Origin of the sequence: Haladaptatus sp. R4 (assembly GCF_001625445.1) — an archaeon.
In the GTDB taxonomy this organism is placed as follows: Archaea; Halobacteriota; Halobacteria; order Halobacteriales; family Haladaptataceae; genus Haladaptatus.
This window is the reverse complement of sequence record NZ_LWHG01000021.1, coordinates 283,937-308,566: the sequence shown is the minus strand read 5'-3', so window position 1 is coordinate 308,566 and position 24,630 is coordinate 283,937. Positions and strand designations below refer to the sequence as shown.

The 24,630-nt window shown below is 61.8% G+C and carries 24 protein-coding genes and 3 pseudogenes; 8 read left to right on the top strand and 19 right to left on the bottom strand.

Going from position 1 to position 24,630, the window contains the following annotated elements; translation table 11 throughout:
• Positions 1-26: 26 nt before the first annotated feature.
• Complete coding sequence (locus A4G99_RS11110; RefSeq protein WP_066143380.1) at positions 27-383, bottom strand: hypothetical protein; 357 nt, start codon at positions 381-383, stop codon at positions 27-29.
• 303 nt (positions 384-686) lie between these two features.
• On the opposite strand from A4G99_RS11110, the gene A4G99_RS11105 reads away from it, so the two are divergent.
• The 7 genes from A4G99_RS11105 to A4G99_RS11075 all read left to right on the top strand — a co-directional run bounded on the left by A4G99_RS11105 (position 687) and on the right by A4G99_RS11075 (position 5,883).
• The gene (locus tag A4G99_RS11105) at positions 687-1,043 is read left to right on the top strand and encodes a hypothetical protein (protein ID WP_066143376.1); all 357 of its coding nucleotides are present in this window, start codon (positions 687-689) and stop codon (positions 1,041-1,043) included.
• A gap of 76 nt (positions 1,044-1,119) precedes the next feature.
• The gene (locus A4G99_RS11100; protein WP_066143374.1) at positions 1,120-2,421 is read left to right on the top strand and encodes an MFS transporter; all 1,302 of its coding nucleotides are present in this window, start codon (positions 1,120-1,122) and stop codon (positions 2,419-2,421) included.
• A 75-nt stretch (positions 2,422-2,496) separates the two neighbouring features.
• Positions 2,497-2,862 carry a hypothetical protein gene (locus A4G99_RS11095; protein ID WP_066143372.1) on the top strand — a complete coding sequence of 122 codons (366 nt, stop codon included), beginning with the start codon at positions 2,497-2,499 and terminating at the stop codon, positions 2,860-2,862.
• A gap of 66 nt (positions 2,863-2,928) precedes the next feature.
• The gene (locus A4G99_RS11090) at positions 2,929-3,156 is read left to right on the top strand and encodes a DUF6684 family protein (protein WP_066143369.1); all 228 of its coding nucleotides are present in this window, start codon (positions 2,929-2,931) and stop codon (positions 3,154-3,156) included.
• 69 nt (positions 3,157-3,225) lie between these two features.
• Entirely contained in the window at positions 3,226-4,968 is a 1,743-nt protein-coding gene (locus A4G99_RS11085; protein ID WP_066143366.1) for a cbb3-type cytochrome c oxidase subunit I, read from the top strand.
• Between the two features lie 222 nt (positions 4,969-5,190).
• Complete coding sequence (locus tag A4G99_RS11080) at positions 5,191-5,457, top strand: cox cluster protein (protein WP_066143363.1); 267 nt, start codon at positions 5,191-5,193, stop codon at positions 5,455-5,457.
• 24 nt (positions 5,458-5,481) lie between these two features.
• Positions 5,482-5,883 carry a universal stress protein gene (locus A4G99_RS11075; protein ID WP_066143361.1) on the top strand — a complete coding sequence of 134 codons (402 nt, stop codon included), beginning with the start codon at positions 5,482-5,484 and terminating at the stop codon, positions 5,881-5,883.
• A gap of 20 nt (positions 5,884-5,903) precedes the next feature.
• On the opposite strand, the gene A4G99_RS11070 is transcribed toward A4G99_RS11075, so the two are convergent.
• The 10 genes from A4G99_RS11070 to A4G99_RS11030 form a co-directional block, all read right to left on the bottom strand.
• Positions 5,904-6,521 carry an acetate uptake transporter gene (locus A4G99_RS11070; RefSeq protein WP_066143358.1) on the bottom strand — a complete coding sequence of 206 codons (618 nt, stop codon included), beginning with the start codon at positions 6,519-6,521 and terminating at the stop codon, positions 5,904-5,906.
• A gap of 219 nt (positions 6,522-6,740) precedes the next feature.
• Complete coding sequence (locus tag A4G99_RS11065; RefSeq protein ID WP_066143356.1) at positions 6,741-7,358, bottom strand: acetate uptake transporter; 618 nt, start codon at positions 7,356-7,358, stop codon at positions 6,741-6,743.
• Between the two features lie 192 nt (positions 7,359-7,550).
• On the bottom strand, positions 7,551-9,521 hold the full coding sequence (gene acs, locus A4G99_RS11060) for an acetate--CoA ligase (protein WP_066143354.1): 1,971 nt from the start codon (positions 9,519-9,521) through the stop codon (positions 7,551-7,553).
• Positions 9,522-9,625: 104 nt separating this feature from the next.
• Positions 9,626-10,453, bottom strand: a complete 828-nt coding sequence (locus tag A4G99_RS11055) for a molybdopterin-binding protein (protein ID WP_082837786.1) — start codon at positions 10,451-10,453, stop codon at positions 9,626-9,628.
• A gap of 56 nt (positions 10,454-10,509) precedes the next feature.
• The gene (locus A4G99_RS11050; protein ID WP_066145140.1) at positions 10,510-10,689 is read right to left on the bottom strand and encodes a hypothetical protein; all 180 of its coding nucleotides are present in this window, start codon (positions 10,687-10,689) and stop codon (positions 10,510-10,512) included.
• Between the two features lie 58 nt (positions 10,690-10,747).
• Positions 10,748-12,448, bottom strand: a complete 1,701-nt coding sequence (locus A4G99_RS11045) for a methylmalonyl-CoA mutase (protein ID WP_066145138.1) — start codon at positions 12,446-12,448, stop codon at positions 10,748-10,750.
• A gap of 98 nt (positions 12,449-12,546) precedes the next feature.
• On the bottom strand, positions 12,547-12,708 hold the full coding sequence (locus A4G99_RS27190) for a hypothetical protein (RefSeq protein ID WP_223301828.1): 162 nt from the start codon (positions 12,706-12,708) through the stop codon (positions 12,547-12,549).
• A gap of 13 nt (positions 12,709-12,721) precedes the next feature.
• Positions 12,722-12,988 (bottom strand): hypothetical protein, encoded by a 267-nt coding sequence (locus A4G99_RS27185; protein ID WP_223301827.1) that lies wholly within the window; start codon positions 12,986-12,988, stop codon positions 12,722-12,724.
• Between the two features lie 134 nt (positions 12,989-13,122).
• Positions 13,123-13,956, bottom strand: coding sequence for an ABC transporter (locus A4G99_RS11035; protein WP_066143351.1), 834 nt, complete (start codon positions 13,954-13,956; stop codon positions 13,123-13,125).
• Positions 13,953-15,005: an ABC transporter ATP-binding protein gene (locus A4G99_RS11030; protein ID WP_066143349.1), complete on the bottom strand. Its 1,053-nt coding sequence runs from the start codon at positions 15,003-15,005 to the stop codon at positions 13,953-13,955. The genes A4G99_RS11035 and A4G99_RS11030 overlap by 4 nt, the downstream gene beginning before the upstream one ends.
• A 102-nt stretch (positions 15,006-15,107) precedes the next feature.
• Here A4G99_RS11030 and A4G99_RS11025 point away from each other — a divergent pair, with 102 nt between their 5' ends.
• On the top strand, positions 15,108-15,965 hold the full coding sequence (locus A4G99_RS11025; RefSeq protein ID WP_066143346.1) for a winged helix-turn-helix domain-containing protein: 858 nt from the start codon (positions 15,108-15,110) through the stop codon (positions 15,963-15,965).
• Between the two features lie 40 nt (positions 15,966-16,005).
• Here A4G99_RS11025 and A4G99_RS11020 read toward each other — a convergent pair.
• From A4G99_RS11020 to A4G99_RS10985, 8 genes and pseudogenes are all read right to left on the bottom strand, one after another.
• A pseudogene (locus A4G99_RS11020) lies at positions 16,006-16,757 on the bottom strand (CBS pair associated ParBc domain-containing protein).
• A 143-nt stretch (positions 16,758-16,900) separates the two neighbouring features.
• Positions 16,901-18,387: pseudogene (locus A4G99_RS29825) on the bottom strand (DHH family phosphoesterase).
• A gap of 199 nt (positions 18,388-18,586) precedes the next feature.
• Positions 18,587-20,072, bottom strand: a pseudogene (locus A4G99_RS11010) (NADH-quinone oxidoreductase subunit N).
• A complete protein-coding gene (locus tag A4G99_RS11005; protein WP_066143344.1) occupies positions 20,072-21,610 on the bottom strand; it encodes a NuoM family protein in 1,539 nt (512 codons plus the stop codon). The pseudogene A4G99_RS11010 and the gene A4G99_RS11005 overlap by 1 nt, the downstream one beginning before the upstream one ends.
• Positions 21,611-23,641, bottom strand: a complete 2,031-nt coding sequence (nuoL, locus tag A4G99_RS11000; protein WP_066143342.1) for an NADH-quinone oxidoreductase subunit L — start codon at positions 23,639-23,641, stop codon at positions 21,611-21,613.
• Position 23,642: 1 nt separating this feature from the next.
• Complete coding sequence (nuoK, locus tag A4G99_RS10995) at positions 23,643-23,951, bottom strand: NADH-quinone oxidoreductase subunit NuoK (protein ID WP_066143339.1); 309 nt, start codon at positions 23,949-23,951, stop codon at positions 23,643-23,645.
• Positions 23,951-24,319, bottom strand: a complete 369-nt coding sequence (locus A4G99_RS10990) for an NADH dehydrogenase (RefSeq protein ID WP_066143337.1) — start codon at positions 24,317-24,319, stop codon at positions 23,951-23,953. Before A4G99_RS10990 ends, nuoK begins: the two co-directional genes overlap by 1 nt.
• Complete coding sequence (locus A4G99_RS10985; RefSeq protein WP_066145136.1) at positions 24,316-24,582, bottom strand: NADH-quinone oxidoreductase subunit J; 267 nt, start codon at positions 24,580-24,582, stop codon at positions 24,316-24,318. Before A4G99_RS10985 ends, A4G99_RS10990 begins: the two co-directional genes overlap by 4 nt.
• Positions 24,583-24,630 lie beyond the last annotated feature (48 nt).

The window sequence follows — 24,630 nt, the reverse complement described above, 5'->3', positions numbered from 1 at the left end:
ATACGTTCGTAAGTCCTTCCTCGCGTTTAAGGCTTCAGAAACGGTGCGCCCAACTCGGTACGGGCGAGACAATCGACGAGCGTGGTTGCGGACATCGAGTAGGTGGGACGCCCGACCAATCCACTCAACGGGTCGAAATCGGCCAGCCCACGGGAGGAAAGCGTCGGTAGCCGGGTCTGTGTGAGGTCTTCGAGCACCGTTTCGAACGCCTCGTCGGAGACCGACTCGGTGGATTGGTTTCGTTCCCACGCCGCGACCTCCCGGACGAGGACTTCCAGTTCGACCGGGGCCGTCTCCGCGTGTCGGGAGAGGGCATAGAGAACGAGTCGGTTGCGACGCTCGGGCACGCTCGCGAGCACCGAAGCGACTGTTCCCCGTGGCATCGAACTCCCTTCCAGTATCGTCCCCGGTGAATCTCAACCCTGCCAACCGTTTCCATCGTTCACCCGCCGTAACGGGAGCGCAGTCCCGCGGTAGTGGCCATCGTCTCCGACCGCTCCGGCGTGTCGTTCGAGATGTGAGCCTTTCGTCACACGTCCTCGTCGGTAACGACCGGTTCGGGGGGATAAGCAACCGTTCAACGGCGTCGTCAGTCTCGTGACGGTGTGAGGCGGACGAGACCCCGCGGATCGTCTCGTTTTCCACGGGTCACAACCCTTTTCGGTTGTGCGAAAGAACGGGTATGCATGGCAGACGAGGAATCCAACGAAAACGGCGACAACGGTAACGAACAAGAGAAGACGTTCCAGGAGCGCGTCGAGGAAATCCGAGAGAAACGCGCACAAGAGAGCGATGAAGACCGTGACGAACGATTGAAGGAGGCCATGGGCGGCGGTGGTCCCGGTGGAATGGGCGGTAATCCGTTCGCACAGATGATGGGCGGCATGATGGGCGGCGGTCCGGGCGCTGGCGGCATGGGCGGCCAGCGCGAGCGCGGCGGCGGCGGTGACGAGGACCTCGTCCGCGAAGTTCGTCAGCTACGCGACGAGGTTCGGGACGCGACGCGACAGCTTCAGCGCATCGCCGACGCGCTCGAAGAGTAATCCCCTTCCTCTTTCGGCAAATCACCGACCGTAGCCGGAAGTTCTTATACTTCGCCCACTATTTCGATTCGTAACCGTGACTGAGGAGACGAGCGGCGGGTCGACCAGCCTCTTTCGGAACCGCGAGTTCATCGCCTTGGCGGGCACCGCGTTCGCCCGGAGCCAAGCGTATTCGACGATCCTCATCGCGCTGTCGTTGTACGCGGGCATGTTCCACACGTCGAGCACCGTCGAGGGCCTGTTCGGGACGGCGTTCGCCGTCGTCCAACTGCTCATCGTCCTCCCGCTCGGCCGCTACATCGACACGCGAAACTCCAAGCGGATCCTGCTGTTCGGTCTCTTCATCAACGTCCTCGTGTTCATCGGATTCAGCTTCGTGGATTCGGTGACGGGCGTCATCCTGATGCGCGTCGTGCAGGGGTTCGCCGCGAGCATCCTCTGGCTCACCGGAACGACCGTCATCGGCGAGATCAGCGACGACGATTCCCGCGGGTTGTGGATCGGGACGTACAATCAGGTCGGCGCGTTCTCCAGCCTGTTCGGGGACATCTTCGGCGGATTGCTGTTGTACCTGTACGGGTTCGAAGCGACGTACGCCGCACTCAGCGTCATCACCATCGGCGCGTTTCTGGCCATCTACCTGTTCCTTCGGGACAATCCCGGCGGACGGAAGGACCCGGAGGAGTCGAGTAGCCGTGAGACGTTCGAAACCCTGCTCGGTCGCTCGGCCATCAAGGCGCTCGTCTTCTTCCGCCTCTCGTTCAGCGTCGGGAAGATGGCCGTCATCACCTTCCTCCCCATCTACGCACACACGGAGTTCGGTATCAATCCCTTTGTCGTCGGTGGTATCATGGCCGGTGGGAAGTTGACGAAGTCGCTGACGCAGGGAAAAGTCGGCGACTGGACCGACCGGGTCGGGAAGAAAGAGAGGTTCATTCTCGCGGGGGCGCTCGTGTACGCGCTTGGGACGGCGCTCATCCCGTTCGCCGACCTCGCCGACGATTACATCCCCGGCGTGACGGTCTCCGCGTTCGGGGGGTCGATGGCGATACCGGGCGCGTTCTTCGTCCTCTTTGCCGCCTACGCCGTGTTGGGAATCGGCGATAGCCTCCGACTCCCGGCGAGTATGGCCCTGTTCGTCGAAGAGGGCGAACAGTTCGAGGCGGTGGCGTCGAGCCTCTCGCTGCGCTCTATCGCGTGGAAGGTCGGACAGGTCGGCGGTCCCGTGTTCATCGGCGCGATTTGGGACGCCACGGGCGTGTTCGTCGCGTTCTGGGCCGCGTCGGGATTCATCATCGTTTCGTCGTTCGTCTTCGCCATGCTCTACAGCACCGACCCCGCGCCCGGCGAGCACGTCGATGCGGTCGGTGGGGACTGAACGTACGAGCGACGACGTCCCGTGCGTCGACTGGAAAGACGTAACGATGAAACCACTGAAGCCCGAAGCGTCCGTATGGACGAGCAACCGGGGCTTTCCGACCAGTACCGAAAATCCAGTCCGTGGCCGCTGTTCGTCGCGTTCGGTCTCGCAATGTTCGAGGCGGGTATCGTGATGGCGAACATTCTGTTTCCCGTCGCGGTCGGCGGGATGTTGATCTTCGTCGGTAGCATCGTCGGCATCCTCCGCGAATCGGAGTACATCAACAACCCGTGGAAAGGACTCATCGCCGCGTCGGGCGTGTCGCTCGTCGTGGGCGGTGCGATTTGGTTGACGACGGGGGGTTCGATTCAGCTCCGTGGTACGGCAATCCTCATCGGTGGGGCCATCCTCCTCCTCGGCGGCGTTGCTGGCGCGCTTTGGCAACCGGATCCCATCTGAGACGGTCGGACGGTCGGCAACGAACCACTAACCTATTTTAGCTCGTGCTTGCTACGTTTACGTACCATGGCACAAAGCGTCTTCAGCAAGGAAACCCTCCTCAACTTGATGGTCAACATCATTCCCCTGGGGATAATCGTCTGTTTCTTCGTCGCTTTCGTTGGCTTCAACGCGTGGAGCAACAGCGGCCTCGGCGGCATGATCAGCATCGCACTCCTCGTCCTCCCGTTCATCGCCCTCGCCGCGTTGACGTATATTGCAGCCCAGAAAATCGAGGTCGCAACTGGAACATAACCTTTCTTTACCTTGCAGTTCTCACCCTCTCGCATGGCAGCTACTGCGCAGCTGGCTCTCACCGTTGTCATGGGGGTACTTTTGCTCGCGGTCGCTTCGTTCCTCGCTCGTTTCGAGGACTGGCGGTCGTATGCACCCGTTGGCAGCAGTGGTGGCTACGGATACGCAGAATCGAACACGCAGACTCACGAGAAGCCTGCTGGAATCATTCGTTGGATCACGACAGTAGACCACAAGGATATCGGTCTGTTGTACGGGACGTTCGGTCTTCTCTCGTTCGCGTGGGGTGGCATTTCCGTGCTTCTCATGCGGATAGAACTGTTCACGCCGAGCGGTGACTTTCTCAGTGCGAACATGTACAACAGCCTGATGACGACGCACGGTATTACCATGCTCTTCCTGTTCGGGACGCCCATTATCGCGGCGTTCGCGAACTATTTCATGCCCTTGCTCATCGGCGCGGACGACGTGGCGTTCCCGCGTCTCAACGCCGTCGCGTTTTGGTTGTTGCCGCCCGCAGCGGTTCTCATCTGGATCGGATTCCCGTTGTTCATGTTCGGCGGTATCCAACCGTCACAGACGAGCTGGACGATGTACACGCCGTTGGCGTCCTGTGGGAAGTCGGCCGTGGCGGCCGGTGCGACCTGTCAGGCACAGGCGAGCCCCGCCGTGGACATGATGCTCCTCGGACTGCACCTCTCCGGTATCGCCACGACGCTCGGTGCGATCAACATGATCGCCACCATCTTCACCGAGCGTGGTGACGACGTCGGATGGCCGGAACTCGACATCTTCTCGTGGACCATCCTGACCCAGTCGGGTCTCATCCTGTTCGCGTTCCCCCTCCTGGGCAGCGCCATCATCATGATGCTGCTCGACCGTAACTTCGGCACCACCTTCTTCGCGGCCGACGGTGGTGGCGCGATGCTGTGGCAGAACCTCTTCTGGTTCTTCGGCCACCCCGAAGTGTACATCCTCATCCTGCCGCCGATGGGACTGATCAGCCTCATCCTCCCGAAATTCTCGGGACGGAAACTGTTCGGGTTCAAGTTCGTCGTCTACTCGACGCTGGCTATCGGTGTGCTCTCGTTCGGTGTCTGGGCCCACCACATGTTCTCGACCGGAATGGACCCGCGACTCCGCGCGAGTTTCATGGCCGTCTCGATGGCCATCGCGATTCCGAGCGCCGTCAAGACGTTCAACTGGATCACGACGATGTGGAACGGGCGGCTTCGCCTGACCGCGCCGATGCTGTTCTGTGTCGGCTTCGTCTCCAACTTCATCATCGGCGGCGTCACCGGCGTCTTCCTCGCCGCGATTCCCGTGGACCTCGTGCTCACTGACACCTACTACGTCGTGGGTCACTTCCACTACATCGTGATGGGGGCCATCGGTACGGCCGTCTTCGCTGGAATCTACTACTGGTTCCCGGTCGTCTCCGGCAAGATGTACAACAAGACGCTCGCTCACTGGCACTTCTGGCTGACGATGATCGGTACCAACGTGACGTTCTTCGCCATGCTGTTCCTCGGCTACGGCGGGATGCCGCGCCGGTACGCGACCTACCTCCCGCAGTTCACGACGTGGCACCAGATCACCACCATCGGTGCGTTCATCCTCGGTGTCGGCCAGCTCCTCTTCGTCTGGAACCTCGCACAGTCCTGGCTCGACGGCCCAGTCGCTCCCGACGACCCGTGGAACCTCGGCGAGGACGGAATGCTCTCGAAGGAGTGGACGTGGTTCGCAAAGAAGCGTGAAACGGCACTCACCGACGGCGGTGAGGACGAAGGAACGCCCGCTGCGGAAGAATAACTTCCGTGACGGAACCTCGAACGACTAATCCGCTGTAGAACAAACCCGCTTTTTTAATCGTCGAACTGATGCTCGTTACGTCGCAGCGAGCACGATACCCATTACGAACATCAGTGCAGCAATGCCGGCGAGGACGAGCAAGAGCAGTTCTTTTTCGGACATACACCCACTAAGCACGTCTGGATGAAAAGGCTAATCCTTGGCCTGCCGAAAGGGTAATACGTGTCATCTCGACTGCAAGGTCGCTCGCTCGTCATCAGCCTGTACGCCCTCATCGTCACGTTTGCGGGAGTCGTGGGAGTCCTCCTCGGCGCGTTCGGCCCGGACGGTATGCGCCCCGTCCACCTGTTCGGCGTCATCGAGTTGCAACCGACGCCGGTCGAACTCGCCATCTACGGCGTCGTGACGATCGGTCTCTTCCTCGGTATCCTACTCTCGCTCGTTATATTCGTCGCGGAGCGATACGACGACGCTCAGCCGAAAGGCTAAGTTCCCACCATTCGACATGCTACCATGTATCACGTCCTTCTGGCAGTGGACGAAACCGAATCGCGCGCGATGGCGCAGGTAAACGCCGTCGTTGACCTTCCCGAGGCGTCGTCCGAAGTGCAGGCGACGCTGCTCTACTGTTTTACCGACAATCCGAGCGGTGGCTCCGCACTGCAAGTCGGCGGTATCCGACGGGCGAAGGAGGTACTCGACGACGCTGGCATCGAAACGGACATCGTCGAATCGAGCGGGGACCCGGCCGACGTAATCCTCGACGTCGCCGAGGAACGGGACGTCGATTGCGTCTGCGTCGGTGGGCGGCGGCGCTCGCCCGCCGGAAAGGCGTTGTTCGGCAGCGTGTCACAATCGGTCATCCTCAACGCCGACCGACCGGTACTGGTTGCAAGGGCTAAACACGCTGAGTAGGCGTGTTGCGGCCGGAACCGTTAGTCGGCGGTTCCCGTTTGCGGTTCGGTCGTCGGTCCACCGTACGGGACGCCGCCGAGCGGAACGACTTCCCTGTCGAAACACCAGTTGGTGACTTCGGCGAAACTGACGTACATCGCGTCGAGACCGGTGACGATACCGACCCAACCACCGGCGGTGACGAGCGCGTCGATACCGAGCAGGTTGCCGAAGCCCAGCAGGAAGAACGTGACCGCCAGCAGGAGGAACACGCTCCAGAGCGCCCAGTTGAGTTTGAACGTCCCGATCCACATGTAGGCCGTGAAGATGCCCCACATGATGAGGGCTATCCCGAGCGCACCCGGACTCACGGTGTCGATGAGGCCGTTCGACTCGAAGAGGACGAGCAGCGCGAACCACCACCAGAAGGCGCCGTAACTGGTGAACGCGACGGTCCCGAACGTGTTCCCATTTCGGTACTCCAACAAGCCTGCGAATAGCTGAATCGTCCCGCCGTAGGCGATTGCCATCGGAATGACTGCCATCTCCAAGCTACTGCCGAAAATCCCCGCGTTGACGAGGCTCAACAACACCGTCGTCAGTCCGAAGCCGACGAGTCCGAGCGGTGCCGGGTTGCCGAACTCGGTATCAGCGGGCATCGGTTTTCACCTCTTCGCTTTGTCCGCGAAAACTGTCTCCGCGATACCGTACTCTTCCCCACCATTCGATGCCAATTTGTGACATGCTACACGGAGTCACACCATGCCCGCGAGCATAACTGTTGTCTGATTGTTAAATTCCCTCAGTCGGATGACTCAGTCCTTGTGCGGGCCAATTACAACCAAAAAATCTCCGAATCGCTGAATCCGTTGCCGTCGTCAGTCCGCCGGTTGGGTCTTTCGTCCCGACTTCGATTTGAGCGGGGCACCTCCCAATGGGATGACTTCCCGGTCGTACGCCCAGTTGGCCACTTCGGCGAAACTGACGAACATCGCGTCGAGCCCCGTGATGAGGCCGACCCAGCCACCGGCGACTCCGAGCCACCCGATGCCGAGGTAATCGCCGAAGCCGAGCAGGAAGAACGTGACCGCTAACAGGAGAAAAACGCTCCAGAGCGCCCAGTTGAGCTTGAACGTGGCGATCCACATGTACGTCGTGAAGACGCCCCAAAGGATGAGCGCCACTCCGAGGGTAGTCGTCGCCCCATCGAGACTGATCCAACCGTTCTCGCCGAAGATAACGAGGAGGCCGAACCACCACCAGAACGCGCCATAGCTGGTGAATGCGACGGTCCCGAACGTGTTCCCTTCACGATATTCCAGTAGTCCGGCGATCAGTTGGGCCGTCCCGCCGAACGCGAACGCGAGCGGGATAACGACCACTTCCCCCTCCGCGGGAAGCAGTTTTGCGTTCACCATGCTCAACAGGACGGTGGTCAGTCCGAAGCCGACGAGCCCGAGCGGCGCCGGGTTGCCGGTCTTCGTGTCCGCGGGCATCTATCTTCCACCTCCGAACCCGTTATCGCCGTGATGTTTCCTACCGGTTCTCTGTGTCGTTGTCTGGTGTTCGAATGACATTCGTTAGCACCACTCCTTTAGTTGTTATCCGCAATTCATATATAATGTTTGTTTAAGAAGGAGTACACGACCGAAAAACAATCGAGAAATTTGCCGCGACGACGCCGCCGTTTAACTGTCTTGGACCTTGCCCTGAATGTCCTCCACGACGTCCGGGTTCCGGAGCGTGGAGGTGTCACCGAGTTCGTCCTCGTTGGCGATGTCCTCCAGCAGGCGTCGCATGATCTTGCCCGACCGCGTCTTCGGCAGTTCGGGCGTGAAGATGATATCCTCGGGCCGTGCGATCGGTCCGATGCCGTCTTCGACGCCTTCCACGATGCGGTCGTAGAGTTCATCGTCACCGTCGTAGCCCTCCTCGGTGATGACGTAGGCGTACACCGCTTCGCCTTTCAGGTCGTGGTGGCCACCGACGACGGCCGCCTCCGCCACGCCCTTCACGCCGACGATGGCGCTCTCGATCTCCATCGTTCCGAGACGGTGTCCGGAGACGTTGATGACGTCGTCGACACGTCCGAGAACGGTGATGTAGCCGTCCTCGTCTAGCTTCGCGCCGTCCTCGGGGAAATACACCCACTCGTCGGCGTCGGGGTCGGAGTACTCCCGCCAGTATTCGCTGATGTAGCGGTCGTCGTTCTTGTAGACGGTGCGGAGCATTCCCGGCCACGGTTTCTGGACCGTGAGATAGCCCGCCCGTCCCGCTTGGATCGTTTCCCCTTTCGTGTCCACGATCTGTGCGTCGATGCCCGGAAGCGGCGGTCCGGCACTGCCGGGTTTCATCGTTCCGAGGGCGGGGAGCGTCGTTATCATCATCCCGCCCGTCTCGGTCTGCCACCACGTGTCCACGATGGGACAGTCCTCGTGGCCGATGTGCTTGTAATACCACTTCCACGCGCGCGGGTTGATGGGTTCGCCCACCGTCCCGAGCAGTCGAAGGCTGGAGAGGTCGTGCTTTTCGGGGTACTCGCGTCCCCACTTCATGTACGACCGAATCGCCGTCGGCGCGGTGTAGTAGATGTCCACACCGTAGTCCTCGACGATTTCCCAGAGGCGGTCCTTCTCCGGGTAGTCCGGCGTTCCCTCGTACATCACGCTCGTCGTCCCGAGCGAGAGCGGCCCGTACACGATGTAGGAGTGGCCGGTGATCCACCCGATGTCCGCCGCACACCAGTAGGTATCCTCGGGTTTGATGTCGAGGACGGCGTGCGAGGTCCACGAGACGTACGAGAGGTAACCCGCCGTGGTGTGTTTGACGCCTTTCGGCTCCCCGGTCGTTCCGGAGGTGTACATCAGGAACAGCATGTCCTCGGCGTCACGCTGGACGGGTTCGACCTCCGTACCCTCCTGTTCGTCCACGAGGTCGGCGTAGTCGTACTCCTCTTCTTTCATCGGGTGGTCGTACTCGTCGCCGAGTCGGTCCACGACGATCGTATCCACGTCGTGACCGACCTGCGAGAGACCCTTGTCGGCCTTCTCCTTGTGGTGAAGCGGGTCCCCACGGCGGTAGTAGCCGTCGCAGGTGATGAGGTGCTCCGAAGCCGCGCTCTTCATCCGCGTGGCGAGCGCGTCGGCCGAGAAGCCCGCGAAGACGACGCTGTGTGGTGCGCCGATTCGCGCACAGGCCAGCATGGCGATGGGGAGTTCGGGAATCATCGGCATGTACATCGTGACGACGTCGTCCTCGCCGACGCCGACCTCACGAAGTGCCGCCGCGAACTCGTTCACCTCGCGGTGGAGTTCCTCGTACGTGTAGGTTCGTGTCTCACCCAGTTCTCCGATCCATTCGATCGCCGTCTCGTCTCCCCGCTCGTCGAGGTGTCGGTCGAGACAGTTGTAGGAGGCGTTCAGCGACCCGCCGGTGAACCACTTATAAAATGGAGCGTCGCTGTCGTCGAGAACGGTGTCGTAGTCCTCGTACCAATCGAGCAAGTCGGCCGCACGCTCCCACGCCCCCGGCCAGTTCTCTTCGAACTCGTCGTAAATCTCGGGGTCCGAGACGTTTGCCTGTTCAACGAATGATTCCGGTGGCTCGAACGATTCTGCCTCTTCGAGCCGCGCTTCGAGTTCCACGGTATCGTCTGACATATGCCCATGCTAGCATGCTTTAAGGAGTGGTATAAAGATATGCTACGTTCGCCGACCATTTCGGGAAGAGAAAGTAAAATTCAGACTTCGGAACGCGATGAAAACTACTGCCGCTTCGACTCTGTCGCTTCACTCGATTTTCCACCGTTTTCGTCGTCCACTGGTCCCCCTTCATCGGCCACTTCATCCGGATTCGTCGTGTTTGTCAAAGTCTCGACATTCTCTCGCAACCACGCGGCAGCGGCGGCGACCTCGTCGGCGTCCGTCGACGTCACCTTCAGGCGTCCGGGATCGTCGTCCCGGCCCGGATAGCTTCCGATGGCGACGTCGAACCGGTCCCGCGCCGCTTCGAGCGTCCCGCCGAGCGCTCCCTCGGGTGCGGGCGTGTACATCGTTTCGGAGACGACGTCGCCGCCGAACTCGTCCGCGACGAGTTCGAACATGGCCTTCATCTCGCGCGGGATGCCCGGGAAGACGTAGACGTTCGCCACCGCACAACCGGGTGCCCACCCCGCGTCAGTCACGAGCGGTCGGCCACCCTTCGGAAGTTCGGCCGCCTCGTCGGCGCTCAGGTCGAGTTCGTACTCGTCGGTCAACTCGGGGTTTTTCTCGACGAATTTCCGCGTTTTCTCCTTGAGCGCATCCCGCACCTCGGTGTCGAGGACTGGTTCTCGGTCGAGCGCCATCGCAACCGCGTCCATCGTCACGTCGTCAGGTGTTCCGCCGAGACCGCCGGTGACGATGACGGCGTCGAACGATTCGTGCCACTCGCGGACCCGGTCCGCGATGATTTCGATGTCGTCGGGAACGGTCATGATTCGGCGAACCGACCCACCCCTGTCGTGGATCTCCGCCGCTAACCACGTCGCGTTCGTGTTCACCGTGTCCCCCGCGAGGATCTCGTCGCCGACCGTGAGAATCGCGACTTCCATGGGTTCGACCTATGGCACTCGATGGATAAAAATCGTCCCGCCGAAACACGCTCGTTTCATCCCGCTTCGGAATCCCGTGGCGCGACTGCCCATCCGATCGTGAACACCGTCCCGATGACAACGAGGAGAAAGGAGAGCCACACCCACAGTGTATGGGGAAACGCGACGACGAGGAAGACGGCGAGTAGCGTGCACTGGAGTCCGATGATCGGCATCAAGAGCTCGTCAACGTCCATGTTCTCACGACAAATCTCCATAAAATGAAGCTTCCGGGATCGATTCGCTCGTGCCGCGTTACGCCAGTCCGATCTTCTCCTGATACGCGCCGTGTTCGGCCTCGAACACGGCCATGATCTCGCCCATCGTGGCGTACTCCTTCACCGCGTCAACGATGGCCGGCATGACGTTTTCGTCGTCGTCGATGGCGTCTTGGAGGTCGTCGAGCGCCGCTTCGACGGCGTCGTCGTCGCGCTCCTCCTTGACCTCCTCCAACCGGGCGAGTTGGCGGTTCTGGGTCTCCTCGTCCACCTGCAGGATGTCCGGTTTCGTGTCCTCCTCGATGTCGTACTTGTTGACGCCGACGACGATCTCCTCGCCGTCCTCGACGCGCTCCTGGTACTCGTAGGAGGCCTCCTGAATCTCGCGGTGGAAGTAGCCGCGGTCGATGCCTTCGAGGACGCCGTCTCGCACCGAACCGTCGCCCATCTCCTTGATCTCCTCGATGTAGGCCATCGTCTTTTCCTCCACCTCTTCGGTCAGCGACTCGACGGCGAAACTGCCGCCGAGCGGGTCGATGATGTCCGCCGCGCCGCTCTCCTCGGCGATGATCTGCTGGGTTCGCAGGGCGACGCGGACCGCCTGCTCGCTCGGGAGCGCCAGCGCCTCGTCGAAGCTGTTCGTGTGGAGGCTCTGGGTGCCGCCGAGGACGCCAGCCAGCGCCTGAATCGTCACGCGGACGATGTTGTTCAGCGGCTGTTGGGCGGTCAACGACTGCCCGGCCGTCTGGGTGTGGAACTTGAGCTGTTTCGACTTCTCGGACTCCGCGCCGTACCACTCGTCCATCACGGTCGAGTAGATGCGACGGGCGGCCCGGAACTTCGCCACCTCCTCGAAGATGGAGTTGTGCGAGTTGAAGAAAAAGGAGAGTTGGGGCGCGAACTCGTCGACGTCCAGTCCACGCTCCATCGCGTCCTCCACGTAGGCGAAACCGTCGGCGAGGGTGAAGGCGAGTTCCTGCACCGCCGTCGAACCGGCCTCGCGGATGTGGTAGCCCGAAATCGAGATGGGTTTGATGTTCGGCGTCTCCTCCACCGCGAACTCGACGGTGTCGGTGACGGTGTGGAGCGACGGTTCCGGCGGGATGACCCACTCCTTCTGTGCGATGAACTCCTTCAGCATGTCGTTCTGGAACGTGCCGCGAATCTCGTCGCGGGGGACGCCCTGCTGGTCGGCCAGCGCGACGTACATGGCGAAGATGACCGGCGCGCTCGGGTTGATGGTGAAACTGGTCGAAACTTCATCCAGGTCGATGCCGTCGAAGAGGATTTCCATGTCGCGGAGGGTGTCCACCGCCACGCCTTCCTTGCCGACCTCACCGTCCGACAGCGGGTCGTCCGAGTCCTTGCCCATCAGGCTCGGCATGTCGAAGGCAGTCGAGAGGCCGGTCTGGCCGTTCTCGATGAGGTAGTGGAACCGGTCGTTGGTCTCCTCGGCCGTCCCGAACCCGGCGAACTGGCGCATGGTCCACGTCCGACCGCGGTACATCGTCGGGTAGACGCCGCGCGTGTACGGGTCCTCGCCGGGGTAGCCCAACTCCTCCTCGTAGTCGATGTCGCCCACGTCGGACGGGTCGTACAGGTCCTCGACTTCGAGGTTCGAGACGGTCGCGAACCGCTCTTTCCGCTCGCCGAACCGCTCCAATACAGGAGAACGAGTATCCTCCTCCCACTCCTCTTTTCCCTGCCGGATCTCCCGCAGGTCATCCTCGTCGTACATGGTCGTAATTTCTGCCGGGGAATTCATTAAGGATTCGGTGAGCGATTCGTGCGACGTGAGGAGGGTCGTTCTCGACGACGTGTCCCCGATTCGGGTCCTCACCCGAGAACGGAGACGCGAACGCGATGCGGTCCGGTTTCCGTCGTCAACGCCACCGAATCGACGAAGCACCCACGAACGTCCTCGCGCCACCCGTCTATCGCCGCCGCGTGGCGCTCGTGGTGGGCTTCCACGTCGTACTCGGTCGAAGAATCGTCCATACTCGGATCGGTATCATCGACCCGTGGATACGGTGGTCGCGTCCGCCGTCACGAGCTTTCGCGGTGGGATTCGAATCGGAGCGGGACCGCCGTGGCCGTCGTCCGCCGGTTCCGTCGCCTGCACGACGTGGAGACGGGCGCGCACCCGTCCGGCGAACGGGGCCGTGATCCGGAGCACCGCCTCCCGGCCGCGCTCGGTGGCTTCGAGCGCGGTCACCACGTCGTCGGCGTGGACCGCGACGGCGCGGATGGCCCTCGGGTCGTCGCTCTCGCCGGGCATGAATTTCGGTGGGGAGCGAGAAGAGTTGTACCTGTCGGCGACGACGTGACGGAACGGTAGGAACGATGTGTCGGAACGGTGGGAACGATGTGTCGGAACGGTGGGAACGATGTGTCGGCAGGAAGGGGGAACGGTCAGTAGTGGCCCAACACGCCCTGTCGTCGAGCGCGGCGCGCGGCCAGCGTGAAGACGTAGAAGCCGAGCAGACAGTAACCGACCGCGGCGGCGACGAGGATAGCGAGGTCGGTCGCGGGAAACTGCCACAGACGGACCCCGTTCTGCATCGCTCGCTGAAGCATCGCGCTTCCCTGCACCAGCGGGAGGTAGCGGAGCGGTTCGAAGTCGGCCACGGGGGCCGCGATGAGGCCGATGAGGACGAACTGCATCAACTGCGAGACGTTTTCGATGCGCTTGTACAACAGCGCGAGTCCGGCGAAGACAAACCCGATGCCGACCACGGGAAGCAGCGTCAGGACGACGATGGGAACGACGGTCAGCAGATCGACGGCGAGGTGCTGCCCGGTCGTCACGAGCATCAGCGGGAGGATGATCGCGCCCCACAGCATGCTTTCGAGGAGGTACGCGACGACGCTCGACACCATCACCGCCCCGAATCCGTACGGGGACATGTACAACTGTTCGAGCGTGCCCCACTGTGCCTCGCGGGTGATGCTCGTTGCGAGGCTGAAGTACGCCGCCAGCGCCATCGTCCACAGGAACCACCCGACGATGAGACCCCCGAACGTGCCGGAGAGTGCGCTCGCAGCGCCGATGCTCCCGGCGGCCGCCTTCCCGCCGAAGAAGATAACGGCGAAGAAGAGGTAGACGGTCACGATCTGTGCGAGCGTGTTCATCGGATAGCGAACCAAGAGAAGCACGCGCTTGCGGAGGACGGCCGCGAAGAGCGTCAGCACCCCGGCGACGTCCGAATCCGACGCCGCGTTCGACCCTTCAGACCCGTAGCTCACGCGCCCTCACCTCCTGTGTCGTCGGTGATGCTGAGGAACACGTCCTCCAGATCGGGTTCGACGGACGCCATCGACGCGACCGTGAGACCGTTCTCGCGGAGGCAGTCGGCCAACTCGTAGAATTCGTCGCCCGTCACGGAGACGACGAACCGCTCGCGGTCGGCCTGCCGTTCGAACTCCGTCGCGTCGAACGCGTCTTCGAGATGGCGACGCGTCGCAGCGGAAATCTCGCTCGCCACCTGCACCGCGTAGGCCTGTGTGTGGAATAGATCGAGCAGGTTGTCGGGGCTGTCGTCGGCGACGACGTGACCGTCGCTCATGATGATGACGCGGTCGCAGATGTCTTCGATGACATCCATGTCGTGGCTCGAAAGGAGGACGGTCGTTCCCGTTTCGTCAGCCAGATTGCGGAGTTCGGCCCGCAGTTCGAGCGAACTCTCGACGTCCAACCCGAGGGTCGGTTCGTCGAGGAAGACGACGTCCACGTCGCGGGCCAGCGTGCAGGCGAGCGACACCTTCTGTTTCATCCCGCGGGACAGTTCTCGAACCGCGGTGTCGGCCTTGTCCGAGAGGTCGAACTGGTCGAGGAGTTGGTCGTGACGCTCGCGGGTATCGGCGGGACGTTGCCCGGCCAGCGCCGCGAAGAAATCCAAATTCTCCCGGACGGTCAGTCGCCAGTAAACGTTGCGTGCGCCCTCCAGCATCGCGCCGACGTGACGATATGCTCGCTTCGTGTCGGCGTGTACGTCGATACCGTCGACGATCACCCGACCGCCGGAGGGAATGATCAGTCCGAGGATCGATTTGATGGTCGTCGTCTTCCCTGCCCCGTTCGGACCGAGCAGTCCGACGACGGACCCCCGCTCCACGTCGAACGAGACGCCGTCAACGGCAGTGACCGCATCCACCCCGTCCCCGTATCGTTTCTGCAGGTTTTCGACGCGGAGGATGGATTCCGTCTCGCCCTCCGTCGTTCCCGTTGCCGCTTCTCCGTTCGCTCCCGTCGCCTCGTCGGCTTTCGACTCCGCTCGGGGCGATTCGATGCTCATACGTCTTCCTGTCGTGTTGACAATATAATCGTTTCCAGAACGGCCTTTCAGCATTATTTCTGACACGAAACTGTTATGCGAGAAGATCGAAAACCGTGAACCGTGACCGACGACGATTCCGAGTCGCTCCCACCGGCAGAGGCGTTCGCGCTGTTCGCCGACGAGACGCGAGTCGCCATCATCGAAGCGCTCGCGGAGGAGGCAACTATCGAAGGAACTGACGGCCCTTCGTTTGCGGAACTCAGGCGAGCGGTTGGCGTTTCCGATGCTGGACAGTTCAACTATCACCTCTCGAAACTCCGTGATCGATTCGTCGTCAAACGCGACGGGAAGTACTATCCTCGATACGCCGCACTCAAACTCGTCGGAGCGATACGGGAAGGGGCGTTCACCGACCGAACGGAGTCGCGGTCAGCGACGCTCGAACACACGTGTCCCCAGTGTGAGCGGTCTTTGACGGGCATCTACGAGAACGGTCTCGTGCGAACCGAATGTGACGAACACGACATGGTATTCCAAACGAGCGTTCCGCCGCAGGCCGCCGCGAACCGATCGGTTTCGGAAATCGTCGCGTTCGCCAACGTGGAGTCACAACACCACATCCAGAAGGCGGTCGATGGGACGTGTTTCCTCTGTAGCGGGTCGATGTCCGTGGAGAAACCTCACTGGACGGACGGCGACAGCCTCGTCACACGAATCGACTGTGATTCCTGTTGGATGCGAATGCACTTGCCCGTCGAAAGTTCGGTCATCCGCCATCCCGCTATCGTCTCGTACTTTTACGAACAGGGAATCGACGTGCGGGAAGTCCCGTTTCTCTCGTTCGATTTCGTTCGAAGCGAGACTCAGACGGACGTCGTCTCGGAGGACCCGTACCGAATTCGTATCGAAGTCGGACCGGAGGAGGACGCACCGACGCTGACGCTCGACGAGGAACTGAACGTCGTGGATGTAAGCTGAACGTCGTGGATGTAAGCTGAACGTCGTGGACGTAGAGTGATTACTGCAACCGTTTCGTCGTCTCCATCAGTGGATGGCGTGCGTAATCCACGACTTGGATGTCGTCGATGCTTTCGAGCCCTTCCTTGCGCGCCTCTCAGCCATCCCGAGTTCGACCCGGTGGTCGGTGATGATGACGTAGGCGTCCATCTCCTCGATGTCGAGTCGGTCCGCGGCCTTCGCCCGGTGGTGGCCGTCCGCCAGCAGGAGCGTGTGACCGTTTTCGATGACCACGAGCGGTTCGGCCAGTCCGCGTTCCATCTCGTACACGCGTCCTTCTAGCTCGTCTGCGTACACCTTCCCCTGTGTCGGCACGAGGTCGGCAAGCCGTACTTTTCGCCGTCGCTGGGTCACTTCGGTGTCGTGGATTGATTCGAGCGTTCGCATTAGTTTGCCGACCTTCTCCGGCGTCACGCGCTCGATTTGGCTGCGGATGAAGTCCGTGTTGGTGATGATGCCGACGAGGTTACCCGCGTCGTCCACGACCGGGAGTTTCTGAATGCCCGAACGGAGGATGACGCGCGCGGCGTCGTTGACCACCATGTCCGGGTGTGCGACGATGAGTTCCTGCGTCATCACCTTGAAGATGGGTTCCTTTTCGTCGGCGAGCAACAGGTCGCGGGCGCTGACGAATCCCTCGACACGCCGTCCGTCACAGACCGGAAATCCGTTGTGCCCGTCGCTTTCGGCGATTCGCCGGGCGACCTCTTCGACGGTCGCGTCGGGGGAGACCGTCGCTACGTCGCGAGTCATGTACTCCTTTACCTTCGCTTTGAGGCCCTCAGTTCCGCCGTCGGGCGCAATACCGACGTTGGAGGACGTGCGACTTTCCGTTTCCTCCTCGGTCTCGTCCATGCAGAGTATCGACGCCGCCCCGAGGGAAAAACCTCCCGACGTCAGCTCTCGTCGTTCTCCGCGAGCTGAATGTCGAACGCCGCGACCCGTTCGCGGTCGGTTTCGAACTCCCCCGGACCCGGTCGGGAGCGAACCGTCTCGAAGAACCGGTCGGTGATGATTTCGCCGACGATGGTCGAGAGCGACTCCTCCTCGTCGTCCTCCACTTCTCCAAGCAAGCCCAGCGGAATCTGTGCACCGGCCATGTCGGCGTGTCCGCCTGCGCTTCCGATCTGACCGAACGCCGCCCGCATCGTCTCGCCGAGGTCGACGTCGGTCCCACGCGCGCGTGCGGAGACGTACACTGTCCCGTCCATGAAGCCGAACACGAGCGTGACGGTCACGCCGTCCATGTTGAGCAACCGGTCCGCTGCCTGCGCGAGCGCATCACGGTCCGAAAGCGACCCGACGCAACTGGCCAGCACCGTTCCGTCGAGTTCCCGGTTTCGGATCGCCCGTGAAATCGTCTCGAACGTATCGGTGCTGATGGACGGCGTCTCGACGCGTTCCAGGATGCTCGTGTCGGCGTGTGGGAGCAAGAACGCCGCCGCCTCGAAGTCCGCCTCGGACACCTCGCGGGTGAAATCCTTCGTGTCCACGCGGATTCCGTACAACAGGCCTGTCGCAACCCGTTCGTTGGGGTGAATTCCGAGTTGTTCCAAGTGGTCAGCGAGCAGCGAACTCGTCGCACCGACACCGCTTCGGAGGTCCACGAACCGCGCTTCGACCGGGTGGTTCGGCGGATGGTGATCGATGACGATATCGACGGGCGTCTCCTCGGGCAGTTGGTCGTTGACGCCCGGACTGGAGTGGTCAACAGCGCGAGTCCGGCGAACTCGGAAAGGTCCGCACCTTCCTCTAGATTTCTGAGGTTCAGATCGAGCAGGTTGACGAACGCACGGTTCTCCTGATGGGAAATCGCCCCGTAGTAGCAGGTTTCCGCTTCGGTTCCGACGGACTCGGCCATCCCCTCCAGCGCGACTGCGCTGGCGATGGCGTCCGGGTCGGGATTGTCGTGCATGAAAATTCCGAGTTTGCCGTCGATGTCCCGAAGGGTGCGCTGGAGTTCGTGCGTTCGAAACGCGGTGTCGGCGTCCGTCAGCGGGAGGAGATGTTCTACGAGCGCCCGACCGGGGTCGATGAATGTGTCCGACAACTCGTCGAGTTCCGTCCGAACCTCCTCGGAGGGGTGGGAACCCCCGTACGAGACGAGATAGGCGTTCGGGTGTACCTCCCGCACTATCCGTGCGGCCTCCCTATTTCTCTCCGGATCGTCGCCACAGACGAAGGCGATATCCACGTGTGGCTTCCCTGCGACCGTTTCGCGGTCCGTCGGGTCACCACGGGTGGCCGAAACGCCCTCCGTACGGAGCGTTTCGACTCTACTCTCGCTCTCATCGACGACGACGAGAGCACCGGACCAGTCGGCCACCGAGTCAACGATGGTATGCCCGACGGAACCACAGCCGAGCATGAGCCGCGAAACCATCTTACCCCCGATTCAGAGTCTGACACCTAAAACTTGTTGGGAATCCGTTCAGGCACCGATTGTACCGAATAATGGCCGTAAAGACGTTCTATTCCGGGAAATTTGAATCGGCGTTGATCGCCTCGAAGTCACGAAAACGGATCAAATACGGTGAATCGGAAGAAAACGCAAACCCGAATTCAAGCCCGAACGCGACCGTTCAGGCGAGAAGGGTGGCAGCGGCGTTGTGAGCCACGTGGGAGAGCGGACCGAACGCGAAGAACAACACGACAGTCACGACCGCCGCGGCGAGAATCGCCACGTAGAGGCCGGTCGGCCTGCTTCGAATCGTGAACTCGTCGTCCGGGTCCTCGAACCATATCGCCTTCACGACGCGGCTGTAGTAGAACACCGACAGCGCGCTGTTCGCGGCGGCGATGGCGGTGAGCCACCAGAATCCGGCACCGACCGCGGCACCGAACAGGAAGTACTTGCTCAGGAAGCCAGCGCCGAGCGGGAGACCAGCGAGGTTGTACAGGAACACCGTCATGGCGACACAGGCCACCGGGGCCTTCTCCGCCAGTCCGTTGTAGTCCTCGAACGTCTTGCCGACGCCCCAGTGTTCGGCCAGCGCGATGAACAGGAACGCGCCCGTGTTCATGAAGCCGTAGACGAACAACTGCAACATCGCGCCGCTCAGCACGCCGTCGTTGTTGCCGCCGTAGAGGGCGGCGAGGCCGATGAGAACGTACCCCGCCTGTCCGACAGAGGAGTACGCGAGCATCCGCTTGACCTTGTCCTGCGTGGCGGCCGCGAAGTTCCCGAGCGTCATCGTGATGACGGCGAGAATCTGGAAGGCCAACACCCAGTCGACCGTTCCCGAAACCGCCGCGAACGGGAACGCGGTGAGGAACACGCGGAAGGCGACGACGAACCCGGCGGCCTTCGAGGCCGACGAGAGGAAGCCCGAAATCGGTGCGGGCGCGCCTTCGTACGCGTCCGGTGCCCAGAAGTGGAACGGAACGGACGCCGTCTTGAACCCGAACCCGGCGAGCACCATCAGCACGCCGATGCCGAGGATGCCGCTCATGCCGTCGAAACCGCTTCCGAGTGCGGTCGCGACGCGTTCAGTTGCAGGTGGCCGGTGACGCCGTACACCAGACTGATGCCGTAGGCGAAAATGGCCGACGAGAGCGCTCCGATGAGGAAGTACTTGAGACCCGCTTCGACGCTGCCGCGGTTCTTCTTCAGGACGCGACGAGCGCGTAGGACGGGAGACTGGCCAGTTCGAGGCTGATGAACACCATGGCGAGGCTGTTCGAACTCGCCATCAGCGTCATTCCGGTCGCCGCGAGGACGACCAGCGTGTAGTACTCCGCCTGATACGGGTTATCCTGCAGATAGTCGTAGCTCGCGATGGAGACCAGCGCGGTGACGCTGGTGAAGATGACCACGAAGAACAGGCTCATCGTATCGACGACCAGCGCGTTGCCGTAGAGATGAACCGGGTTGTCGCCGGTTCCCGCGGTGATGAACCACAGAGCGAGACCGCCAGCGACTACCGATCCAACCGTCGAGATACCCGCGAGAAGCGGTCTGTCCGACGTGTGTGGGTAGACACTGTCCACGACGAGCAACAACAGCGCCGTCAGGGTGAGGACGATGGCGGGCGAGAGTGCAGCCCAGTCGGGCAATGCGAACGCCATCAGAACCCACCTCCCGTGACGAGCGCCATCTTACCCACGGCGTCCTGAATCATCTGATAGAGGATGTTCGGTTGCACACCGAGCAGGATGATGAGCAGGACGAGCACGACGAGCGGTGCGACGTCGTGGAACGACGCACGACTGACTTCGGTGCCGTTTTCGAGCTTGAACGGCCCGAAGAGGGTCTGTTGCATCGCGAACAGCAGATAACCGGCCACGATGACGATGCCGAACATCGCCACCGCAGTGAACAGTGCGAGCGCGTTGCCCGCGAGCACCGTCGAGTGGAAGGCCCCGACGAAGATGAAGAACTCCGCCGTGAAACCGGCCATCAACGGCAGGCCCATGTAGCCGAACGCACCCGCGACGAACAGGGTGACCGTGATCGGCATCTCGTCGGCCAACCCGGACATGTCCGAGACCATCCGGGTCCCCGTTTTGTTGTAGATGACGCCGACGGCCATGAACATCAGTCCCGAGATGAGGCCGTGGGCGACCATCTGGAGGGTCGCGCCACCGATGCCGTACATCGTGAACGCGACCAGTCCGAGAACGATGTACCCCGTCGACGAAATCGAGGAGTACGCCACGATCCGTTTCAGGTCCGACTGTGCCAGCGCGAGCAGCGCACCGTAGATGACGGTGACAACCGCCACGAGGGCGATGATGAACGCGTACTGTTTCGCCACGTCCGGAAGCATGGTGAAGTTGAAGCGCAACAGCGCGTACGTCCCCATCTTCAGGAGTAGGCTGGACAGCATGATGACGACCGGCGTCGGCGCTTCGGCGTAGGTGTCCGGCAACCACGTGTGGAGCGGAATGACGGCCACCTTCACGCCGAATCCGATGAAGATGGCGAAGAACGCCAGCGTCTTCAGCGTGCTCGGGGCGATGCCGCCGAGGCTTCCCAACTGTCCGCCGTTCAGCGCCTGCGCGATTGCGGGCATGCTGAGGGAGTGGATGGAGTCGCCCAGTCCGAAGACGAGACCGATGAACCCGATGAACATCAGCAGCGACCCGACGTTCGTGTAGACGAAGAACTTGATCGCCGCGTACTTGCGCCGTGGGCCGCCCCACACGCCGATGAGCAGGTACATCGGGACCAACACGAGTTCCCAGAAGACGAACCAGACGAAGAAGTCGAGCGCCGAGAAGAGGCCGATGAGACACACTTCGGTGAACAGCATCAGGCCGTAGAACTGGCTCTCACGGGACTGAATCGGCGTCCACGCCGATAGAATCGCAAGCGGCGTGAGAATCGTCGTCAACAACAACAGCGGCATGCTGATGCCGTCGAGTCCGACGTGCCAGTTCAGCGTGTACTGCCCGAACGAGACCCACTTGAACGTCTCTTCGAAGGCGAGCGTCCCGCCCAACAGGGCGTTACCGCTGCCGTCGAAGGCACTGTACATCCAGATGCTCCCGGCCGCCGGGAGCAGACTCAGCACGAACGCGAGTTTCCCCGCGACCTTGTCCGGTGCGAGGAAGGTCGCGAACGCGCTGACCAACGTTACCGCGAGAAGTGCTTCGACTATCATCTAAAACCAACCTCCGGTGAAGCCGAGGATGAGAAGCAGGATGACGAACGAGAGCACCAACATGAGCGCGTAGTTCGTCACGATGCCGTCCTGTACCCGCTTCACTCGACTGCCGCCGAATAGGCTCACGCTGGAGACGCCGTTGACCACGCCGTCGATGACGCCCTGATCGAACTTGTCCACCGCGCGTGCCACCGGAAGCGTGATTCCGGTCGCGAGCCAGACCTGATACTCGTCCTGGTAGTAGTTGTTGAACAGCAGCGTCTTCGCGCCGCCCAACTTGTCCGTGTGCTCGACAGGTTCGGGAACGTTGTAGAGCGACCACGCGAGCGCGAGGCCCGCGAGCGCGAACGCGAGCGACACGAGGCTCGAAATCAGCGACGAGAACGACGCCGGTTCGCCGTACGTGGCGTTGACGAGTTCCTCGTAGTGGTGGACGCTGGTCGAGGCGACCGGTCCGTCGAGCCACGCGTGTAGGAACTCGATGTTCGACGCGTCGAGCAGGTTCGCAACCGGTCCCATGTTGACGAGGCCACCGACCGTCGCGAGGATGCCGAGGACGACGAGCGGGAACTTCACGTTCCAACCCACGCCCTTCGGGTCACGCGCCGTGTCGGTCCGGGGTTCGCCGTGGAAGGTCAAGAAGACCATCCGGAAGGTGTAGAACCCGGTGAAGAACACGGCGATGAGACCCATCGCGTACGCGACGAGCAACAGCGGGTTGCCGCCCATGCCGTGGACGAGCGCCTCGTAGAGCACCTCGTCCTTCGACCAGAACCCGGCGAACGGAACGATGCCCGCGAGCGCGAGCGACCCGGCGAGGAACGTCCAGTACGTGACGGGCATTCGGTCTTTGAGACCGCCCATGTCCCACATGTTCTCGTTGTGGTGCATGGCGATGATGACCGACCCCGCTCCGAGGAACAGGAGCGCCTTAAAGAAGGCGTGGGTCATCAGGTGGAAGGTCGCCGCGACGTACCCACCCGACCCCAGTGCGAGCATCATATACCCGTACTGGGAGATGGTGGAGTACGCGAGCACCTGTTTGAGTTCCTGTTTGACGACGCCCATCGTCGCCGCGAACAGCGCCGTGAAGCCACCGATGAACGCGATGATGGCGAGCACCTGCGGGAGCAGGGCGTAGAAGCCGTACATCCGCGCGACGAGATACACACCCGCCGCGACCATGGTCGCGGCGTGGATCAGCGCGGAGACGGGCGTCGGGCCTTCCATCGCGTCGGGAAGCCACGTGTGGAGCGGGAACTGTGCGGATTTCCCGAGCACGCCGCCCAACACGAGGAGACCGATGATCGAGAACCACGTCTTCGGATCGAGACCGAAGAGGAGGGTCGCGTTTCCGCTCCCCGACATGGCCTGGTCGGCCATATGCGCGAACGAGTTGCTTCCAGCGAACTGGGCCGTGCCGAAGGTGGCGAACACGGCCACCACGCCGATGAAGAAGAAGTAGTCCCCGAAGCGCGTCATGAGGAACGCCTTCTTCGCGGCGCTCGGCGGTCCCTGTTCGCGGAACCAGAACCCGATGAGCAGGTACGAACAGAACCCGACGAGTTCGAAGAACATGAACGACATCAGCAGGTTGTCCGAGAAGACGAACGCGAGCATGCTGAAGGCGAACAGTCCGAGACCGGCGTAGTAGCGCGGCAGCCCGATTTCGCCCTCGTCGTTCATGTATCCCAGACTGAAGATGTGGACGAGGAACGCGATGAGCGAGACGATGACGAGCATCAACGCCGACAGCGGGTCGATGAAGATACCGAAGTGGAAGGTGAAGGTATCGTACGCGTCACCCGGAACCCACGTGATCATCTCGTGGTAGGTGTTCCCGCCGCTCACCGTGAGGAACGCCCACAGCGACAGGAGAAGCGATCCACCGGTCGCGATGATGCCCGGAATCGCGCCGCCTTTCGGCAGCATCTTGCGGGCGAACTCGCCGCCGAGCATCGCTATCAGGAACGAGATGAACGGCAGGAGTGCGATGACGGGTGCCAGTTGGAATGCAGTTGCCGTCATTTTACCACCTCATGGTCGTCGCTTGGGTCACGTCCACGTCGTTGAAGTTACGATACAGTACGAGGATGATGCCGATCCCGACCGCGACCTCCGCGGCCGCGAGCGCCAACGTGAACAGACTGAACGTCTGGCCGGTCACGTTGCCGTAGTAGTGGGAGAACGCGACGAGGTTGATGTTCGCCGCGTTGAGCATCAACTCGACGCTGATGAGGAACATCATCGCGTTCTTCCGGGTGAGGATGCCGAACAACCCCGTGCAGAACACGGCCGCCGAAAGCAGGAGGTAGTATTGGACAGGTACTGCTGCCATTATTCCTCGTCACCTCCTTTCGTCCGGCCGCCGTCGGTTCGAAGCGGCGAGGTGGCGGTCGTGAGTATGCCACTATCCTCGCGGCTGGCGAGCATGACCGCACCCACCAGCGCCGCGACGAGCACGAGGTCGATAACCTCGAACGCGGCGAGGAATCCCTCGCCGTGGACGAGGGTCTCCCCGCCGACGGTGCCGATATTGAACATCGAATAGCCGATGCTCGCCGTGATGTTGGCCCCACTTGCGAAACCGCGTGCGTCGCCGAACGACGCACCGAGGAACACGACGGCGAGAACGACGAACAGCGCAACCGCGACGAGGCCGGGAAGCATCGTACTCGGGTCGCGCATTCGTGGCCGTGATGTCATGCGTTAGTCACCTCCTCTGTACTTGAACGACGTGTGAGCATGACGGCGAACGTTATCAGGACGAGAACCCCGCCGACGTAGACGAGAATCTGCATCGCAGCAACGAACTCCGCCTGTAACATAACGTAGTGGATGGCGAAGCTCAGCAGCGAAACGCCGAGCAAGAGCGCCGAATGCCACACGTCCTGAACCAGGACTGCGCCCATGCTACTCGCCACCGTGAGGATGGCGAACAGCGCGAACGCGATCATTTCATATGCCATTTGAGTCACCTTTGGGTTTGCGTAAACGCCCTTTTAAGATTTCGAGAC

Excerpts from the sequence above, each read along its gene's own strand:
- A4G99_RS11110 (WP_066143380.1), bottom strand. The coding sequence starts at position 383 with ATGCCACGGGGAACAGTCGCTTCGGTGCTCGCGAGCGTGCCCGAGCGT.
- A4G99_RS11105 (WP_066143376.1), top strand. The coding sequence starts at position 687 with ATGGCAGACGAGGAATCCAACGAAAACGGCGACAACGGTAACGAACAA.
- A4G99_RS11095 (WP_066143372.1), top strand. The coding sequence starts at position 2,497 with ATGGACGAGCAACCGGGGCTTTCCGACCAGTACCGAAAATCCAGTCCG.
- A4G99_RS11090 (WP_066143369.1), top strand. The coding sequence starts at position 2,929 with ATGGCACAAAGCGTCTTCAGCAAGGAAACCCTCCTCAACTTGATGGTC.
- A4G99_RS11085 (WP_066143366.1), top strand. The coding sequence starts at position 3,226 with ATGGGGGTACTTTTGCTCGCGGTCGCTTCGTTCCTCGCTCGTTTCGAG.
- A4G99_RS11075 (WP_066143361.1), top strand. The coding sequence starts at position 5,482 with ATGTATCACGTCCTTCTGGCAGTGGACGAAACCGAATCGCGCGCGATG.
- A4G99_RS11070 (WP_066143358.1), bottom strand. The coding sequence starts at position 6,521 with ATGCCCGCTGATACCGAGTTCGGCAACCCGGCACCGCTCGGACTCGTC.
- A4G99_RS11065 (WP_066143356.1), bottom strand. The coding sequence starts at position 7,358 with ATGCCCGCGGACACGAAGACCGGCAACCCGGCGCCGCTCGGGCTCGTC.
- acs (WP_066143354.1), bottom strand. The coding sequence starts at position 9,521 with ATGTCAGACGATACCGTGGAACTCGAAGCGCGGCTCGAAGAGGCAGAA.
- A4G99_RS11055 (WP_082837786.1), bottom strand. The coding sequence starts at position 10,453 with ATGGAAGTCGCGATTCTCACGGTCGGCGACGAGATCCTCGCGGGGGAC.
- A4G99_RS11050 (WP_066145140.1), bottom strand. The coding sequence starts at position 10,689 with ATGGACGTTGACGAGCTCTTGATGCCGATCATCGGACTCCAGTGCACG.
- A4G99_RS11045 (WP_066145138.1), bottom strand. The coding sequence starts at position 12,448 with ATGTACGACGAGGATGACCTGCGGGAGATCCGGCAGGGAAAAGAGGAG.
- A4G99_RS27190 (WP_223301828.1), bottom strand. The coding sequence starts at position 12,708 with ATGGACGATTCTTCGACCGAGTACGACGTGGAAGCCCACCACGAGCGC.
- A4G99_RS27185 (WP_223301827.1), bottom strand. The coding sequence starts at position 12,988 with ATGCCCGGCGAGAGCGACGACCCGAGGGCCATCCGCGCCGTCGCGGTC.
- A4G99_RS11030 (WP_066143349.1), bottom strand. The coding sequence starts at position 15,005 with ATGAGCATCGAATCGCCCCGAGCGGAGTCGAAAGCCGACGAGGCGACG.
- A4G99_RS11005 (WP_066143344.1), bottom strand. The coding sequence starts at position 21,610 with ATGATAGTCGAAGCACTTCTCGCGGTAACGTTGGTCAGCGCGTTCGCG.
- nuoL (WP_066143342.1), bottom strand. The coding sequence starts at position 23,641 with ATGACGGCAACTGCATTCCAACTGGCACCCGTCATCGCACTCCTGCCG.
- nuoK (WP_066143339.1), bottom strand. The coding sequence starts at position 23,951 with ATGGCAGCAGTACCTGTCCAATACTACCTCCTGCTTTCGGCGGCCGTG.
- A4G99_RS10990 (WP_066143337.1), bottom strand. The coding sequence starts at position 24,319 with ATGACATCACGGCCACGAATGCGCGACCCGAGTACGATGCTTCCCGGC.
- A4G99_RS10985 (WP_066145136.1), bottom strand. The coding sequence starts at position 24,582 with ATGGCATATGAAATGATCGCGTTCGCGCTGTTCGCCATCCTCACGGTG.